Annotated in this window: 12 protein-coding genes; 5 read left to right on the top strand and 7 right to left on the bottom strand. The window is 49.0% G+C overall.

Annotated elements, in window-relative coordinates; all coding sequences use genetic code 11:
• Positions 1 to 185: 185 nt before the first annotated feature.
• Positions 186 to 1,847, top strand: coding sequence for a methyl-accepting chemotaxis protein (locus G9G53_RS12820; protein WP_238437928.1), 1,662 nt, complete (start codon positions 186 to 188; stop codon positions 1,845 to 1,847).
• A 183-nt stretch (positions 1,848 to 2,030) separates the two neighbouring features.
• Here G9G53_RS12820 and G9G53_RS12815 read toward each other — a convergent pair whose 3' ends face one another.
• Positions 2,031 to 2,867, bottom strand: a complete 837-nt coding sequence (locus tag G9G53_RS12815; RefSeq protein WP_165148017.1) for an HAD hydrolase-like protein — start codon at positions 2,865 to 2,867, stop codon at positions 2,031 to 2,033.
• A 170-nt stretch (positions 2,868 to 3,037) separates the two neighbouring features.
• Between G9G53_RS12815 and G9G53_RS12810 the strand changes: the two genes are divergently transcribed.
• Positions 3,038 to 3,532, top strand: coding sequence for a hypothetical protein (locus G9G53_RS12810; protein ID WP_165148014.1), 495 nt, complete (start codon positions 3,038 to 3,040; stop codon positions 3,530 to 3,532).
• Here the strand turns inward: G9G53_RS12810 and G9G53_RS12805 are convergent.
• Positions 3,516 to 5,120 carry an NAD(P)H-hydrate dehydratase gene (locus tag G9G53_RS12805; RefSeq protein ID WP_165148011.1) on the bottom strand — a complete coding sequence of 535 codons (1,605 nt, stop codon included), beginning with the start codon at positions 5,118 to 5,120 and terminating at the stop codon, positions 3,516 to 3,518. The genes G9G53_RS12810 and G9G53_RS12805 overlap by 17 nt on opposite strands.
• Positions 5,121 to 5,153: 33 nt before the next feature.
• Positions 5,154 to 5,786 (bottom strand): NAD(P)-dependent oxidoreductase, encoded by a 633-nt coding sequence (locus G9G53_RS12800; protein WP_039270303.1) that lies wholly within the window; start codon positions 5,784 to 5,786, stop codon positions 5,154 to 5,156.
• Between the two features lie 274 nt (positions 5,787 to 6,060).
• Between G9G53_RS12800 and G9G53_RS12795 the strand changes: the two genes are divergently transcribed.
• Together G9G53_RS12795 and G9G53_RS12790 are read left to right on the top strand one after the other, a co-directional pair.
• The gene (locus G9G53_RS12795) at positions 6,061 to 7,026 is read left to right on the top strand and encodes a FliJ family protein (RefSeq protein WP_165148008.1); all 966 of its coding nucleotides are present in this window, start codon (positions 6,061 to 6,063) and stop codon (positions 7,024 to 7,026) included.
• Positions 7,027 to 7,297: 271 nt separating this feature from the next.
• Positions 7,298 to 8,254 carry an ArsR/SmtB family transcription factor gene (locus tag G9G53_RS12790; RefSeq protein WP_039270301.1) on the top strand — a complete coding sequence of 319 codons (957 nt, stop codon included), beginning with the start codon at positions 7,298 to 7,300 and terminating at the stop codon, positions 8,252 to 8,254.
• A 118-nt stretch (positions 8,255 to 8,372) separates the two neighbouring features.
• Here the strand turns inward: G9G53_RS12790 and G9G53_RS12785 are convergent, their stop codons facing one another.
• The 4 genes from G9G53_RS12785 to G9G53_RS12770 all read right to left on the bottom strand — a co-directional run bounded on the left by G9G53_RS12785 (position 8,373) and on the right by G9G53_RS12770 (position 12,381).
• On the bottom strand, positions 8,373 to 9,425 hold the full coding sequence (locus tag G9G53_RS12785) for a lactonase family protein (protein WP_165148005.1): 1,053 nt from the start codon (positions 9,423 to 9,425) through the stop codon (positions 8,373 to 8,375).
• Positions 9,426 to 9,637: 212 nt separating this feature from the next.
• Positions 9,638 to 10,840: an MFS transporter gene (locus G9G53_RS12780; RefSeq protein WP_029514730.1), complete on the bottom strand. Its 1,203-nt coding sequence runs from the start codon at positions 10,838 to 10,840 to the stop codon at positions 9,638 to 9,640.
• 213 nt (positions 10,841 to 11,053) lie between these two features.
• Positions 11,054 to 11,572 carry a GyrI-like domain-containing protein gene (locus tag G9G53_RS12775; RefSeq protein ID WP_165148002.1) on the bottom strand — a complete coding sequence of 173 codons (519 nt, stop codon included), beginning with the start codon at positions 11,570 to 11,572 and terminating at the stop codon, positions 11,054 to 11,056.
• Positions 11,573 to 11,610: 38 nt separating this feature from the next.
• Positions 11,611 to 12,381 (bottom strand): AAA family ATPase, encoded by a 771-nt coding sequence (locus G9G53_RS12770; RefSeq protein WP_165147999.1) that lies wholly within the window; start codon positions 12,379 to 12,381, stop codon positions 11,611 to 11,613.
• 211 nt (positions 12,382 to 12,592) lie between these two features.
• Here G9G53_RS12770 and mprF point away from each other — a divergent pair, with 211 nt between their 5' ends.
• Positions 12,593 to 15,235, top strand: coding sequence for a bifunctional lysylphosphatidylglycerol flippase/synthetase MprF (mprF, locus tag G9G53_RS12765; protein WP_165147996.1), 2,643 nt, complete (start codon positions 12,593 to 12,595; stop codon positions 15,233 to 15,235).
• Positions 15,236 to 15,312: the final 77 nt, after the last annotated feature.

The raw sequence follows: 15,312 nt of genomic DNA, 5'->3' as shown, positions 1-15,312 counted from the left end.
AATACGCAAAAAAATCATGAAACATCTGAATAACTATTCATATTTTCCTATTTGTACACGATATATATGAAGGTAAAAAAAACATAGTAAGGAGCATATTATGAAAAGCAGCGTCAAAAAAAGAATGGGATTACAATCCAAACTCTACTTCATCTTGCTCATTCCTTTAATATGGCGTCATTGTTTTGTGGACGACCAATCAATCTATCCAGAATGCTTCTCTATCAACCATGCAGCTAAACAATGAAACGCTGGCAAAGAACACGGCCCAGTTATTGGACAAATCCGCAGTCAAGAGCTTAAATACGGATTCATCGGAGCAAAGTAGCGAGTATAAACAACTTCGTAACGAGTTAAATACGCTCAGGCTGCAAACTGGAATCCTGTACATCTATATGTACAACCGTGTGGGCAATGAGTGGAAAATTACGGTATATGGAGCCGCATGGGACGACAAAGACTACAGTCCATTCGGAACTCCTGTAAGTTTTACCCTTAAAGAAACGGAAGAGAAATTGAAACAAGGGGAAACAGTGACTACAGATATTACAACGGACCCTGAGTGGGGGACGATGTTTTCCTCCTTTACTCCCATTAAGGATACAGATGGAACCATCATTAGTTATTTGGGAATCGATAGATCCCTGTCCTCTGTGACTGAAGTATACGAACATACCTTGCCCGAGGCCTACCGATTAGTTATTCCTGTTATCTCCATCATTCTGATCATCTCCATTACGGCTATGATGCTGGTAACCCGGCGGATACTGCGTCAGGTGAGATTTATTAAAAATACACTGGAGCAAGTAGCCGACGGCAACCTTACGGTTACATCGTCGCAAGTAACATATGATCAGTTAGGCGAAATCAGCGGATTGACGAACAAAATGGTGGAAGCCATGTCGAATATGATTGTGGATATTCAAAGCAGTTCAAGTACACTCCAGCATGCATCGAAGAATATCGTCGTGACAACGGAGGGGACACTCCATCAGACTGAGGAACTGTCCCGTACGCTCCAGCAAATTGCCGATGTCTCTATTAACCAAGCAGAACAAGCGGTGGAATCAGTTCAACAATCTGACCGATTAGGACAAACGCTGGATGAAGTCGGAAGCCATGTGCAGCAATTCACGGATACAGCCCATCATCTCAATGAGGTTCGCAATCAGGTAGCCAGTGAGCATGAACTGTTATTAGAAAAAGGACGAGAAAGCGCCCTGCGTATCAAACAGATGCAACGTATGTCACACGCCTTAACCGAAAAATCCCGCGAGGCGGCTAACATCGGTCAGCAGGTACAGGGCATCGTAAAGCAGACGCAGATTTTGTCCTTTAATGCATCTATTGAAGCCTCACGTGCAGGCGAAGCTGGCAAGGGTTTTTCTGTGGTCGCTCATGAAATGGGGCAACTTGCCCAACAATCCGCCATATCGATTCGTGAAATCGACGAAATCTTAAGCAGCTTTGTTGAGCAAATTGAGCAAATGGGTGATCAATTTGATGAAAACATAAAGACCGTCAATGAACAAGAAACCCAAATTTCAGCATGTCTACAGTCTGTTGACAAAGTCACCCAGGTTTCACGGGAAGTTGAGGAGTTAGCTGCACATCTGGCTCAGTTGACGGCAGAGATGCAAGAGGTACGTCACAGCGTAGATCAACATTTAAATCACACAGCCAGCGCGGCACAGCAGACTGCCGGAATGACAGAAGATGTATCAGCAAGCGCTCAGAAACAGGCCCTAGCGGTAAAAGAACTATCCGAAGTAGCCCGCAATCTCACCACACTATCAAACAATCTGCAGCGTCATGCCGACCAGTTCCGGGTAAAAAACGCTGAATAGTAAATATGATGCTGGATTCGATTCAACTAAACAAAAAAAGTAAACTAAAATGGAGCATTCACTAACGTAGCGAATGCTCCATTATTATGTTTTGAAAGCCGAGCAGAGTTCACCTTTATCCGAGTAGGTGCATACATATAACCTAGAAGTGTGTATTCAAGCAACCCAGAATCATACCCGTTCTTATGATGGAGGTAGCGCCGCTGTTTTCACCTGTTTTGTGTAAGAAGGATAGCCTCCCGTATGCTGGAGCATTTCGATTTCACGCAGAATACGCGGCAAGTCAGCGACCGAGTTCATCACGATGTGGGCTCCTGCTCTTTTCAAACCATATACACTCTGTCTGCGCCGTTCCTCAGCCACTCTGTCTTCCGCTTCATGGCTGGTCGTTTGAGCTACGGTCGTCACGCTTTCGTTATGGTTCAAGACACCAATCGTCCATACACCGGCGTTCCGTCCTTCTTGCATATCGGCTGCTGTATCTCCTACTTTCACAATATCGCTCAGCGGAAATACCTGCAAGCGATGTGCAATTTCATAGATCATCCACGGATAAGGTCTCCCCTGCGAAACTTCACAAGGGGCAACCGTACAATCCAGCGTATAGGGTGACTGCGCAGGCGTAAATACGTGACTGAGCATCTCCATTGGACAGGATGCAGTGGCACCTGACTGAATGCGACGATCCTGCAACTCCTGCAGCGCCCTATCTATACCGATAGCAGGCTCAGCCCCTTGGATCAAGGAGCGGAGAACAGGGACAAGCTCAAGATAAATATGCTCAATATCCACTCTGCCAGGATGCGCACCAAAGCACTCCAGCCATTTTTTCCGAACCTCTGAAAGTCCCAGCACATTCGCAATATGATCCCGGATCGGCATTCCTCGCCCATGAGATACCTGTTCTTCAGTTACCTGTATACCTTTCCATCTGAAAATATCACGCATTCCCTGGGTTAAGCCTCGTCCTCCGGGGTCTAACAATGTACTTTCGAGATTAAAAATAACCGCCTGTATCATGCAATCCCCGCCTTTCCGTACCGCGGCTATCCGCAATCTTTATTTTGCTTAGGAACATGATACACAGCTAACGTAAACTGAAATGTCGTAAACGGTAAGCGGATTGTAATTGAAAATAAATTCCTTGATTGGTTGTGAATACCGAGTGTGATCAGAGGAGGAGTCGCAACATGAGACAGCCTTGGAATGAATTTAATTCCAAAATGCCTTGGCGGATGGAGCTTGGTTGTTATGCGCTGAATAAACTGGCCTGTGGAGGATTGGTTTTTGGTCTCTTATGGGTCTACTGCTATCTGACAGAGGAAGTAATAGGGGTTCCTCTGACTATAGCAGGCAATAGTGGTGAACTGACCGCGCAGCTGTGGGCCTATGGTTTTGCCCTTCCTGCCGCTCTTGTCGCTGATGCGCTATGCGATCTTTTACCCTGGCTTCGCAAGCCCGAGCAGCTCACCCTATACCTCGCTGCAGGATTCAGTGTCTTTCTCCTGCTAGGTTCTTTGATGTCGCCTGCCGGAACGGGCATTTCATGGAGCAACGGCATAGCAGGTGCAGGGATTACACTGCTGTATTATGGAGGAAGGCACTGGCTGAACCGTGAATATGGATTACAGATCATGCTGGCCTTCCTCCTGCCACTGCTGCTATGGCCTATAGGGCTTCAATAATGTCGCCAGCGATCACAGAGGCAGGATGCTGGCGATGACGTGCGGCTGTTTCTCCAGCCGCACCATGCAAATACACGCCAAAAGCTGCTGCCTGCGAAGCACTCAGGCCCTGAGCCAGCAAACCTGCGATGATGCCTGTTAGCACATCGCCCGCACCGCCTGTCGCCATCCCAGCATGGCCTGTGGTATTGACGTAGGCCGCTCCGTCGGGACAAGCGATGACGGTGCGCGCTCCTTTGAGCACCAGCGTGACCCCACGTGTTCGGGCGTACTCCCGGGCATGGGTGATACGGTCACGCTGCACCTCTGCTGTCGGTATGCCCAGCAGACAAGCCATTTCACCGGGGTGCGGCGTCAGTACGACTGCCGCACTTCTCGGCTTCCAAGCCTCTAGCTCAGGCCCCGCCGAGGCGAGGATGTTCAAGGCGTCCGCATCAAGTAGGAGCGGACCGCCGTATTCCTCCCACAGGCGGCGTAGCCAGCCGGTGTCCCCTGCAAAGCGGCCGAGGCCGGGGCCGACGGCCAGCACATCACGTGCCTGCGCGAGCTGTAGCAGCTCGTCTGCGGAGTCGGCGTTCCATTCGCCGTCTCCGCTTGCTGCTGCGGCAGCGAGCATTAGTTCCGGCGCGGCGCCAATGACGCGCGGCAGCAGCGCTTCGGGCACCGCCCACGTGACAAGGCCGCTGCCGATGCGCAGGGCGGCACGTGCGGCCAGCAAGCCCGCGCCGCTCATGCGCAGGCTTCCAGCCGCGACCAGAACGTGGCCGTAGGTGCCCTTGTGTCCATCCGGCACGCGGCTGCGGCTTACATCCACGTCCAGCGCAGCGCGCAGCGTGTCACGGGTCAAGAGCTGCAGCTGCACGCCGCACTCACGGGCAAGGCCGGGTGGAATACCGATGTAGCGTACCACCACATCGCCTGCGGTCCCGGCGCCTGGATATTGGACGAGCCCACGCTTCAAGTAGGCGAGGCATACGGTGACGCGCGCACGAATGCACGGCTCGTGCAGTGCACCTGTGTCGGCGTCAAGGCCGCTAGGCACGTCTACCGACACCAGCGGCACGCCGCTGGCATTGGCCTCGCGGATCAGCGAGGCGTAGGGTTCGCGCGGCGGGCCTTGCGTGCCCGTGCCCAGCAGGGCATCGACGATGCCGGAGGCGCCGCGCAGGTCGAGGGTATCCCGGCCATAGAGGATCACCGGGATACCCAGAGCCGCGATGATATCGCGCTGCGCAGCCGCTTCACCCCGCAGCGTGTCTGGCGGCTCGACGTACACAACGGTGACGCGTAGACCTGCATCGGTTAAATGGCGGGCCGCCACCAGTCCGTCACCACCGTTGTTGCCTTTGCCTACGAGGATATACCAGTGTTCTCGTTCCCGTAAGTCATGTCGTCCTTGACTCCACGTCTCTGTCCGTATAACACCGCCATGTTCCGGTATATCCCCCGGCCCTGTGTGTGAAAGCTTCAATACTTCGTCAGCTACCGCGCGCCCGGCATTTTCCATCAAGGTAAGGGCCGGAATACCCAGCTTGTCAATTGTATAGCGATCCAATTCTCGCATTTCTTCGGCGGTCACCATATACATGCCTTTCGCCTCCCGTATGGCTATCCCTGCTTATTAATATCCAACTGTAAAACGGGAATTGACAAATTCCCCTTCTACTAACTCATCAATCAGGGCTACCGCATAATCTTCGACCGAGATACGGCTATGGCCTAATTCGTCAACCACCAAATGATCCAAACCAATACGGAACTGTCCTGTACGTTTTCCTGCTTCAATCATTCCGGCAGGACTACAATAGGTCCAGTCTACATCCGCAGCGCGGTACAGCTCCAGTGCATCTGCATGGGCAGCCGCCAGCGGCTTCACTTCCTCCGGAAACTCGGCGGTATCCATGAGGCGTTCACCGTTTTCTGTTTTCAGACTTCCCGCTCCACCAACGACAAGTATGCGCTCCGCGCCAGAACGCCGAGTTCCTTCCAGCAAAGAACGAGTCGCTTCGAGCAGTTCTTCCTCTTCTCCAAACTTGGGACCGTATGCGCTAATGATAGCATCGTGCCCCTTAGCCACTTCCGTAACGGAATTCGGATTTAGAATATCTGCTTGAACCACCGTCAAGTATTCACTTTGCTCCGTCACACGTTGCGGATCGCGCACCGCTGCTGTCACCTCATACTTACGCTTGATAGCTTCCTTTACTAACGCTTTGCCGATTGTTCCTGTTGCCCCGAAAATAATAACCTTCATATTCACTGCCTTCTTCCTGTCTATAATTTACTTACTGTTATTTATCCGTTTTATCTCCAGCTTAAACCCGTGCAGGATATCGATTTGATGTCTCATGATGTTCTGTTGCATTTTCTATATTTTTATTCATGCCGAATCTCCTCTTCCTGCTTGTAATCTTGTCTATTTTACCAAAAAATACTTCATATATCCTGGTCAAAGGTATACAAGCCCTTGAAATGCCTGTGTAGTCTGTGCAATAGTGTAGAAAGAACAATGGAAGGAGGGATTGCGGGTGTCCCCGACGGACTTCGCGGCGTTAGTCGCATATATCTCACCCGGTCTGATCGCCTTCCTGCTGGCGTTGTCTTTGCTGGTATGGCTGTATGTTCACAGTGCAGCCCAGCTTCGAAATTCGCGTCAGCAGCGGCTGGAAGAATTACAGGAATCGCTGCGTATCTATGGACGATTAGCTGGTTGCCTCCAAACCACTACCCAGAACGGGTTCAATAACAGCGAAAAGCAGTACCAGAACGGACTCATCCACGCTCTCCAGGAAGCCAAAGCTGCTCCCTATTTGACCCCTCACCTTCAAGAGCAGGTCCAAGCATCCCTTCGGGAGTGTGATGCGTTCCGCAGAGAATTGCTTCTCAAATCACTGGAGCGTGAAATGAACAAACTTATTGAGGAACGGCGTCTTGTTCTGCTGGAATCTCATGCTCCGGGCTGGGGAACAGCATTGTGGAAGCTATTGCGTCCAGCAGCTGGTCCGCTGGCACTGGCAGGAATCGTCTGGTTGGTCACAAGGCTGGTTGTGGAACTGACAGCCTCCAGCCATGTTGATGTTAGTCTGCCCGACACTGCACAATCTGCCTCATGGCTCATAGGGTGTGCATGGATGAGGTTCGTTTCAGGCTTGATCGCCCTACTGTATGTATATCGGCTGATGACCCTGCGCAGACAAAATGATCTGGACGTGACGGCATCCCATTTTCCAACAAGCCTGTTGTGCTTGGTAATCGCCGCTGTCGCCCTGTTTCAATGGATCGGACCGGAAGCATCTCCCTACATACTGGCTGTTCAGCTTGTGCTGTTCTTGATCGGCTTCCGACTTACCCGAGGTCGCTCGCGCAGTGATCGTCCTTATGTTGGTCATCCCGGCTTGATCAAGGCAGATGCTTCTCAACATCAGGATTTACGCGCAGCAGATACAGATAAAACGGCTGACTCTTCTTTGGCAGAAGAACATATCCGATCCTAAACACCAATGGCACATGCCTCTACCCGTATCCTGCCTGCAAATCACATACCATCACAGGACATCCCAACAACAAAGAAAGAGTTTATGGGGTGTCCTGTTTTTTGAACAATTTTTGGATTTTTGTGGGGTTAGGCTTGTGCCAATGATCAAGGAAAGGGTATATTGTTTATATAAATGTAAATCATATCGTTTTTTATGTATTATTATTGAAAAAAATCCATATATGTTAAACTACCATCAATTTATGATGTGCGTTAGAATTGGAGGAACTATGCAACTGGACATTTCTGAAAAATCACTTCCCGTTTATGAGGCGCTGGCCAGTGAGGTTCGGCTAAACATGATTGTTCTGCTTGCGGAGAAGCCTATGAATATACGTGAGCTGGCGGAAGCGTTGGGGCTCAGCAGTGCGATTATGACGATGCATGTCAAGAAACTGGAGAGAGCGTCCATTATTTCGACCAAAATGCTGCCCGGACGAGGCGGGGTGCAGAAAGTGTGCTCACTGGCAACAGACAAAATTGAAATCGCCATGCCACGCTATCAGCAGGATGTACGGCAATTCCATCAGACAGAGATTTCCGTCGGACACTTTACAGATTTTGAAATACAGGCGACCTGCGGACTGGCTACCGTCGAAAAGATCATTGGTGAATTCGATGAGCCTCGTTCGTTCTTGGACCCTGAGCGCTTCAATTCCAAAATTCTATGGTTCAGCCAAGGATATATGGATTATAAGGTGCCGAATTTCCTACTGTCCAGCCAAAAAGCTGAGGAACTGGAAATTTCGATGGAACTATCATCCGAGGCCCCTTTTACCAATGATAATTGGCCTTCAGATATCACTTTTTTCCTAAATGATGTGAATTTGGGTACATGGACCAGCCCAGGGGATTTCGGGGATAACCGTGGTAAATACACACCTGCATGGTGGCCTGATTTTATCAATCAATATGGTCTCCTCAAAAGACTTCGCGTTACCTCCGAGGGTACCTTTATGGATGGGAAGCAAATTTCTGACGTGACTTTAAGCCAAGTGCTGATTGATCAGAAACAATGGAAATTCCGTATTGCCATATTGGATGATGCCCAGCATGTGGGAGGGGTTACTCTGTTCGGCACCGGATTCGGTAACTACAATCAGGACATCTTGTTCCGTTTGTACTACAAACATGCAGAAAATCATACCAAAACAGTAACGGTAGAAGCTGGCGATAGCAGCAAATAGTTTTAGTCCACTTCAAGACCTGAACACGGCGTTTTGCCCATGCCTTTCATGGGAAACAAAGCGCCGTGTTTTATTTTTCATTCACTTATATCGTACTCTTTTGCCACGTGCTATCCGATTAGCGTACAGGTTCAATACACACAGGTGAAGGAACCTCCAGCACATATCCCGTTCGGGTCAGCCTTCCATCCTCACTATGGATGGCAAAGGATACGAGGTTGTTTCCATCCTGATTCGCCACTACCAGATAACCGGACAGGATGTTGAAGTTACGCGGTGTGCTGCCGAAGGTTTCCACCCATTCAACCGTCTTCAGCTTGCCGCTGTCCAGATCGACATGGTATAGCACGATGCTGTCATGGCCGCGGTTTGACACATACAAAAAGCGTCCACAGGGCGTAATCCGAATATCGGCTGCTGTATTATCTACATTTATAAAGCCTTCTGGCAGTGTGGACAGGCTTTGCAGCAATGTAAGCTCACCATTACGTTCGTTATAACTAAACACAGCGACGGTATTGTTCAACTCATTGGCGACAAAAGCATATGGACGCGAAGGATGAAAAACCAGATGACGCGGTCCAGAACCAGGTGGCAAATCTATCTCACGATGGGTCACCAGTTTTCCATCCTCTGTCAAACGGTATACCACAATCTGATCCAGCCCCAGATCACATATCAGGGCATACTGTCCTGAAGGATCTGGAATAATCGAATGCGGATGTGCCGCATCCTGACGGTCCTGGCGAATACCTGAGCCGGTATGCTGAACTTGCCCCGACATGTCTCCTAATCCTCCAGCTTCCGTCACAGGGAACACAACGGCATTGCCGCCTGAATAGTTGGAAGCCAGCACATATCGTCCATCGGTTGTTACGGAAACATAGCAAGTATGTGCTCCCTCTGTCCCTTTGCGATCCAAAGGATGTAATTCCCCCGTCTGGGTATTCACCTGATACGCATACAGCTCGCCTCCTTCTGTTTCACTGGCAGCATACAGCTTTGTCCCATCCGGGTGTAGCGCGAGAAAAGAAGGCCTCTCCATCCCTTCCACACCTCCAACCATGCGCAGATCACCATGGGTCACATTCAAAGCACATACATATATTCCTCTTTCCTGACGAGACGCATAAGTCCCTGTATAAAATAACTGCTCATTCCGCTCTTCCATCGGCTCTCAGCTCCTTCTAGCTTTTTTTATCTGGCTTTTAGCTCTACTATTTGTCTTGTTGTAAAACCATCATGCATTATTACCCAAGATTCTGTCGTTTCATTAACGTTTCGCAATGTATGCAAAAAAATAGCCTCCTTCGGCGCCATCTGTGGTTCATAAGAACGTCACAGTTCACACCAAAAGAGACTAAATTTACGACAAGAACAACATTAAACCGCTGTGGTTTGCGTATCTCTGCTATTCCATTTTACAGCCAGCCCCAAACTAAGGATGAGAATGACTGCCCCAAAAATATATGGCAAATTGATATGCACATCGAACAATTTACCCGCAAGTGCAGGCCCCAGAATATTACCAATACTCATATAAGCATTGTTCATGCCGGCTGCAACTCCCTGCTCATCCCCCGCCATTTTGGATAAAGCAGTATTAATGGCTGGCCGCAGCAACGACGTAGCGGTAAAGAAGATGAGCGATACCCCGAGTACATAATAAAAGTTGCCGGAGAGCAGCATAAGCACAAGGGAAATCGCTGAAAACAGAAAGGAGCCGATAATGACACCTTTTTCGCCAAAACGATTCAACATCGGGCTAATGACCACAGCTTGAATCACGGTTCCGACCAGTGCTCCTACGGTAATAATGATAGCAATATCACGCTCATTGTAATGAAACTTGCCCGTCACGAAGAAAGGAAACATCGTTTCAAAATGCGTCAATCCAAAGGTTAGCGTGAATATCATAATCAGCAGCATAAAGTAAGGCTTGCGGAAAGAAAGGGCAAACTGTTTAATCACATTATCCCGTTTGGCCTTGACATTCCGAAACTTCAACTGTTTCTCCAGCGACAAGGTTTCGGGCAGCATAATCAAGGAAATCAGTGCAGCTACGCCCGATACGGCCGCCGAAACATATAAGGGCGTACGAATCGAGATATCTGCCAGCAAGCCGCCCACACCAGGACCGATCACAAAGCCAAGAGACATGGCAGCACCCAACAACCCCATTCCTCTACCGCGATTGTGGACCGTTGTAATATCAGCAATATAGGCCATCATCGGAGGAATCATAAAAGCTGCTCCTGCACCTCCCAGCAAACGGGAGATATATAGTATGGTTAACGATTCCCCAATCGCAAACAATACAGAAGACGCCGTCATGATTACCAAACCGATAATAATCATTTTTTTACGTCCGTATTTATCGGACCATTCTCCCGCTAACGGCGAAAACAGGAATTGGGTTAAGCCAAACACGGCAACCAAATAACCACCCGTTTCACCACTGCCTCCCAAGGAGCTCATAAACTTGGGAAGGATCGGAATAATGAGGCCAATCCCCAGCATGGCAATAAACATATTAATCATCAAAATGACCAGCGGCCCCATTTTCAACTGTTGTGAATCTGACATGTAGCGTTTTGTCCTCCTCAGGTTCTTTATTTCGTATACGAAAATCTTATTTTGCAACCATTCCAGCAAAACTCTTCATTATATTAATAGAGAGAAGGACAAATAACAATCATAAAATACTTCCGATAACCCTGAATCTTTCCTTTGGCAAAACAGCAAAAAGGAACAACCTGAATAGACGATGTTGTCCCTCTCATAGCGATTCATAACCCTTTATTTTTGTACAATAGCAATTGCAATATCATAATCAAATTGCTGAATTTCTGCGGATGGAATATCAAAAGGATTCACGGGCTTAAGCCGATTCGACTCGATCCAATATGCCCCCTCCGTAGTATTACGCTCATAACCATTACGCTCCATCCAAGTAAACAGGTCATCATAAATGGTGTTCAGTCGTTCACGATCTCCCTGAAAACGGGTGACCGCATATTCCCCCTCAGGTATCTCAATGCGTTCAAGGCTATCCGGTATTTCGTTCCAAGAGGACACTTTAACGCCCACCTTGACCGCCATGCTTCCTTTCTCCTGAGCAACTGTCCATTGGGGAGTTAACACATAGCCCGTATCTACGTCCAGACGACCAGGGTGAATCTCTGGAACAGACTGTTGCACCCATTGCCACTGCTTCCGCACCTCATCACCCAGCTCCGCAAAAGGGGCCTGTGCGGTCAGAGCCACCACCTTAAAAGCAGGTAATCGTCGAATGTCCACAATGAGACTTGAATTCATCCTGTTTCCTCCTCATCAAGCGGATGCTACTCTGGTCCCTACGATTCCTGTTGTGGATCTTCGAATAGCTCCTGTATCATCTTTTCCCTGTTATTCAGAAATTGTTTCGTAATGATAAAATGATCGGTTTCCTCCAGCGTCCGGGTGTCGATCCCTTCATGTGTCAGATGATACAAGATGGAATCTGGATAAGCCATCAAAATAGGGGAATGAGTAGAAATGATAAACTGTGAGCCCTGCTGCACCAGCTCGTGAATCCGTGCAAGCATGGCCATCTGGCGCAAAGGTGATAACGCTGCCTCCGGTTCATCCAAAATATACAACCCTTGTCCTCCAAACCGATGCACAAATGCAGCAAAAAAAGACTCGCCATGTGACTGCTCATGCAGCGATTTGCCCCCGTAGGAATCTCGAATCGGTCGCCCTCCTCCTTCGCGATCCAGCTCGTCGATATGAGTCGCCACATTATAGTAGCTCTCCGCCCGGAAAAAGAAGCCATCCCTCGGCTTTTCTATCCCTCTCACCAGCCGGATATGCTCATGCAGTGAGGAATGCGTGGCTTGGGTAGAAAAATTGAAATTTTTAGTACCGCCCTCTGGATTAAATCCCCACGCGACCGCGATTGCCTCCATAAGGGTCGATTTACCTACGCCATTTTCTCCAATAATATAGGTGACGGAAGGATGGAATTTGAGTTCGTTCCACTGGCGCAGGGCTTTTAAGTTAAACGGGTATTGGCTCTCGTCAGCATCTGGAGGCCATATCAGCTCCAGGCGACGTATAAAAAGATTGCGGTCCCATATACTCATGTCCAGTTCAGCTCCATCGCCAAGCAATTCACTAGGTTTTCCATCATTATATTGGAATTATTTACAGCAATCAATCTGAAATCCCATTTCGTAACCCTTCTGTTGTTATTCAAGCGATTATTACAGGTATAATATATAGTAATGTTCATCGGACATGAAATCTAAGTACTTTATTTCTTGTATATCTCATTCTTTTCAAGCAGGTGAATCTATGAAGTCAAATCACAAACCGATCCAATCCTTTAAAATCGTACAGTTCTTGATGACCATCTACAGGCAGCGATTGACACGTATTTTGCTACCGTTGGCTGTACTGGCTTTTATTATATGGGAGGCCGGACGAGAACTAAATGACTTTAATCTGGCGCGTATGTTTCATGAGCTGCGGCGAATGGATGCCACCTTTCTCATTGAAATTGGCTTGTTCTCACTGGCTGCCGTGGCGGCTATGAGCGCATACGATTACGTAATCAGGCATCATTTCAAGCTTCAGGTCAAGCCTGGGACGACATTTCGCTACGCCTGGATCTCCAATACCTTCAATAATGTCTTTGGTTTTGCAGGCTTTACAGGGGCAGGACTTCGCACCGTACTGTATAAAAAAAGCGGTGTGCCGTTAGGTGTCATCACCTCTGCCGTCGTATTTCTTTCGCCGGTCGTCATTACCGGACTATCTTTGCTGGCTTGGGGGGCCATTGTCCATCTGTATCCGGTACAACCTGTGCTGGATGCTCATCCTTGGCTTCATTGGGCGCTGTGGGGAATGGCATTGTACCTGCCGCTATTTTTGATCATGCAGCGCTCCAAACGGTACTCCACATGGTTCAACAAGGGAGAAGGACAGCTTTCCTGGTCCACTATCTCCGCTTCCATTAGTGCTTCTCTGCTGGAATGGCTGCTGGCTGGCCTTACCTTTGCATGGATCGGCTCGCACTTGCTCCATGAACTTCCGATCCATGCTGTGTTCGGCATTTATGTGATAGCCGCGATTGCCGGATTGGTCAGTCTTGCACCCGGAGGGGTCGGGGCATTCGACATCATTGCCCTGCTCGGGCTGCAAATGGCGGGAGCCAACTCAGATCGGGCACTGGCTGTGCTGCTGGTCTTTCGTATCTTTTATTACATCATCCCGTGGCTCATCGGCTTGGTATTAGCCGCGCTGGAAATGATTCCGCGTAACGAGCGCCTGAATCAGCTTGCTGAGACGGGTTGGGATTACTCCCTTAATGCCTGGCAGAAGGTATGGGGCTGGCCTGGTCAATTCCGGTTTTTGGCCGATCTAGGGGTATGGGCGCTTGGTAAGCTGGTACTCATCTCCGGCGTGGTGCTTCTTTTGTCAGCAGCTACGCCCGGTCTGTTATATCGACTTCGTTTTGCTGAGCATTTGCTCAGCCTGCCCGTCATGCGCTTGTCGCATGAAATCTCGGTCATCATCGGGATTATGCTTGTCGTTCTGTCCCACGGAATCTCTCTGCGTATTCGCAGAGCATTGCGGCTGACATTGATACTGCTGCTGACAGGAGCTATTTTCACCTTCACTAAAGGGCTAGATTTTGAAGAAGCCTTATTCCTACTGTTTGTGGCGTTAATGCTATGGATCTCGCGTTCGCGGTTTTATCGGGTCAGTGCTCCGCTGAATCGGCACAACATTTTAATATGGGGTGGATTATCTCTACTCGTAACCGGGGCTTATTTTATCATTGGGGCAGGCTCCAACACTCCTTTTATGCGCCATTTGCATGCCAAGGTCCATCTGGACTTTTTTATGAACCGCAGCGATTACGGAGTTACCGCCGTATTTAGTCTAATTTTGGCATGGGTATTCCTAACGGTGTATTTCTTTCTTCGACCTCAGCGTAGCATCGCCAATCTACCCGACGAGCAAGAGCTGGATAAGCTAAAAGAATTTTTGGAACGGCAGGGTGGTAATCTCGTATCTCATATGCTTTTTTTGGGTGATAAATATCTGTATTGGACCACAAATGAACAGGTCGTCATTCCCTATGCTCGCAGTCGGGACAAACTGATTGTATTAGGTGACCCACTCGGTCCAAAAGAACGTGTGAGTGAAGCCATTCAGGAATTTCAGCGGTTCGCAGATCGGTATGCGTTAACGGCAGTATTTTATCAGGCCTCGCCGGAGTATTTGTCCATCTATCACGAGAACGGCTATCGCTTTTTCAAACTGGGCGAGGAAGCACTGGTGCCGCTGGAGTCCTTCACACTGACGGGCAAAAGCAATCAGGCGCTACGCAGCGCCAAAAACCGCTTTGACCGCGAGGGCTACTCGTTCGAAATCATCCAACCGCCTCTAGAGGCTTCACTGATTGAAGAGATGCGGCATGTTTCGAATATTTGGCTAGACGGTCGCAAGGAGAAGGGATATTCACTCGGCTGGTTCAAAGAACCCTATCTTCAGTTGGCTCCGATTGCATTGCTAAAGGACTCTGAAGGGAAGGTCATCGCTTTCGCTACGATGGCCCCTGCCTATGATCATGGCCGGACGGTCTCCATTGACCTGATGCGCCACTTGCCTGACACGCCAAATGGCACGATGGATTATTTATTCACACGGGTCATTGAGTGGGCCAAGGAGAGTGGATATACGACATTTAATCTGGGTATGGCACCGCTGTCCCAGGTAGGACAAAGCGAAAAGGCATTACGCGAGGAAAAGCTGGCTCGACTTGTTTTCCAATACGGGGGACATTTTTACGGTTTTCAGGGGCTTCGGCGCTTTAAGGATAAGTTCAAGCCCCAATGGGAGCCTCGCTATCTGGCCTATCCGGCTTCTGTCTTTCTACCGATCCTGACGCTGGAGCTGGTTTATCTCGTGTCCAAACGATCGGACTAAACAAAGGGCTGACAACAGGAACTTTAATAGCCTAACACGACGTAAAAAAAGGGTGTTCCCCAACCACGAACGGTTGC

The organism is Paenibacillus sp. EKM206P (assembly GCF_011066155.1).
Classification (GTDB): domain Bacteria; phylum Bacillota; class Bacilli; order Paenibacillales; family Paenibacillaceae; genus Paenibacillus; species Paenibacillus polymyxa_D.
This window is presented reverse-complemented; position numbering and strand designations above follow the sequence as displayed.

Coding starts and splice junctions, on each gene's coding strand:
- G9G53_RS12770 (WP_165147999.1), bottom strand. CDS start 12,381: ATGAGTATATGGGACCGCAATCTTTTTATACGTCGCCTGGAGCTGATA.
- G9G53_RS12800 (WP_039270303.1), bottom strand. CDS start 5,786: ATGAAGGTTATTATTTTCGGGGCAACAGGAACAATCGGCAAAGCGTTA.
- mprF (WP_165147996.1), top strand. CDS start 12,593: ATGAAGTCAAATCACAAACCGATCCAATCCTTTAAAATCGTACAGTTC.
- G9G53_RS12785 (WP_165148005.1), bottom strand. CDS start 9,425: ATGGAAGAGCGGAATGAGCAGTTATTTTATACAGGGACTTATGCGTCT.
- G9G53_RS12790 (WP_039270301.1), top strand. CDS start 7,298: ATGCAACTGGACATTTCTGAAAAATCACTTCCCGTTTATGAGGCGCTG.
- G9G53_RS12805 (WP_165148011.1), bottom strand. CDS start 5,120: ATGTATATGGTGACCGCCGAAGAAATGCGAGAATTGGATCGCTATACA.
- G9G53_RS12780 (WP_029514730.1), bottom strand. CDS start 10,840: ATGTCAGATTCACAACAGTTGAAAATGGGGCCGCTGGTCATTTTGATG.
- G9G53_RS12775 (WP_165148002.1), bottom strand. CDS start 11,572: ATGAATTCAAGTCTCATTGTGGACATTCGACGATTACCTGCTTTTAAG.
- G9G53_RS12810 (WP_165148014.1), top strand. CDS start 3,038: ATGAGACAGCCTTGGAATGAATTTAATTCCAAAATGCCTTGGCGGATG.
- G9G53_RS12815 (WP_165148017.1), bottom strand. CDS start 2,867: ATGATACAGGCGGTTATTTTTAATCTCGAAAGTACATTGTTAGACCCC.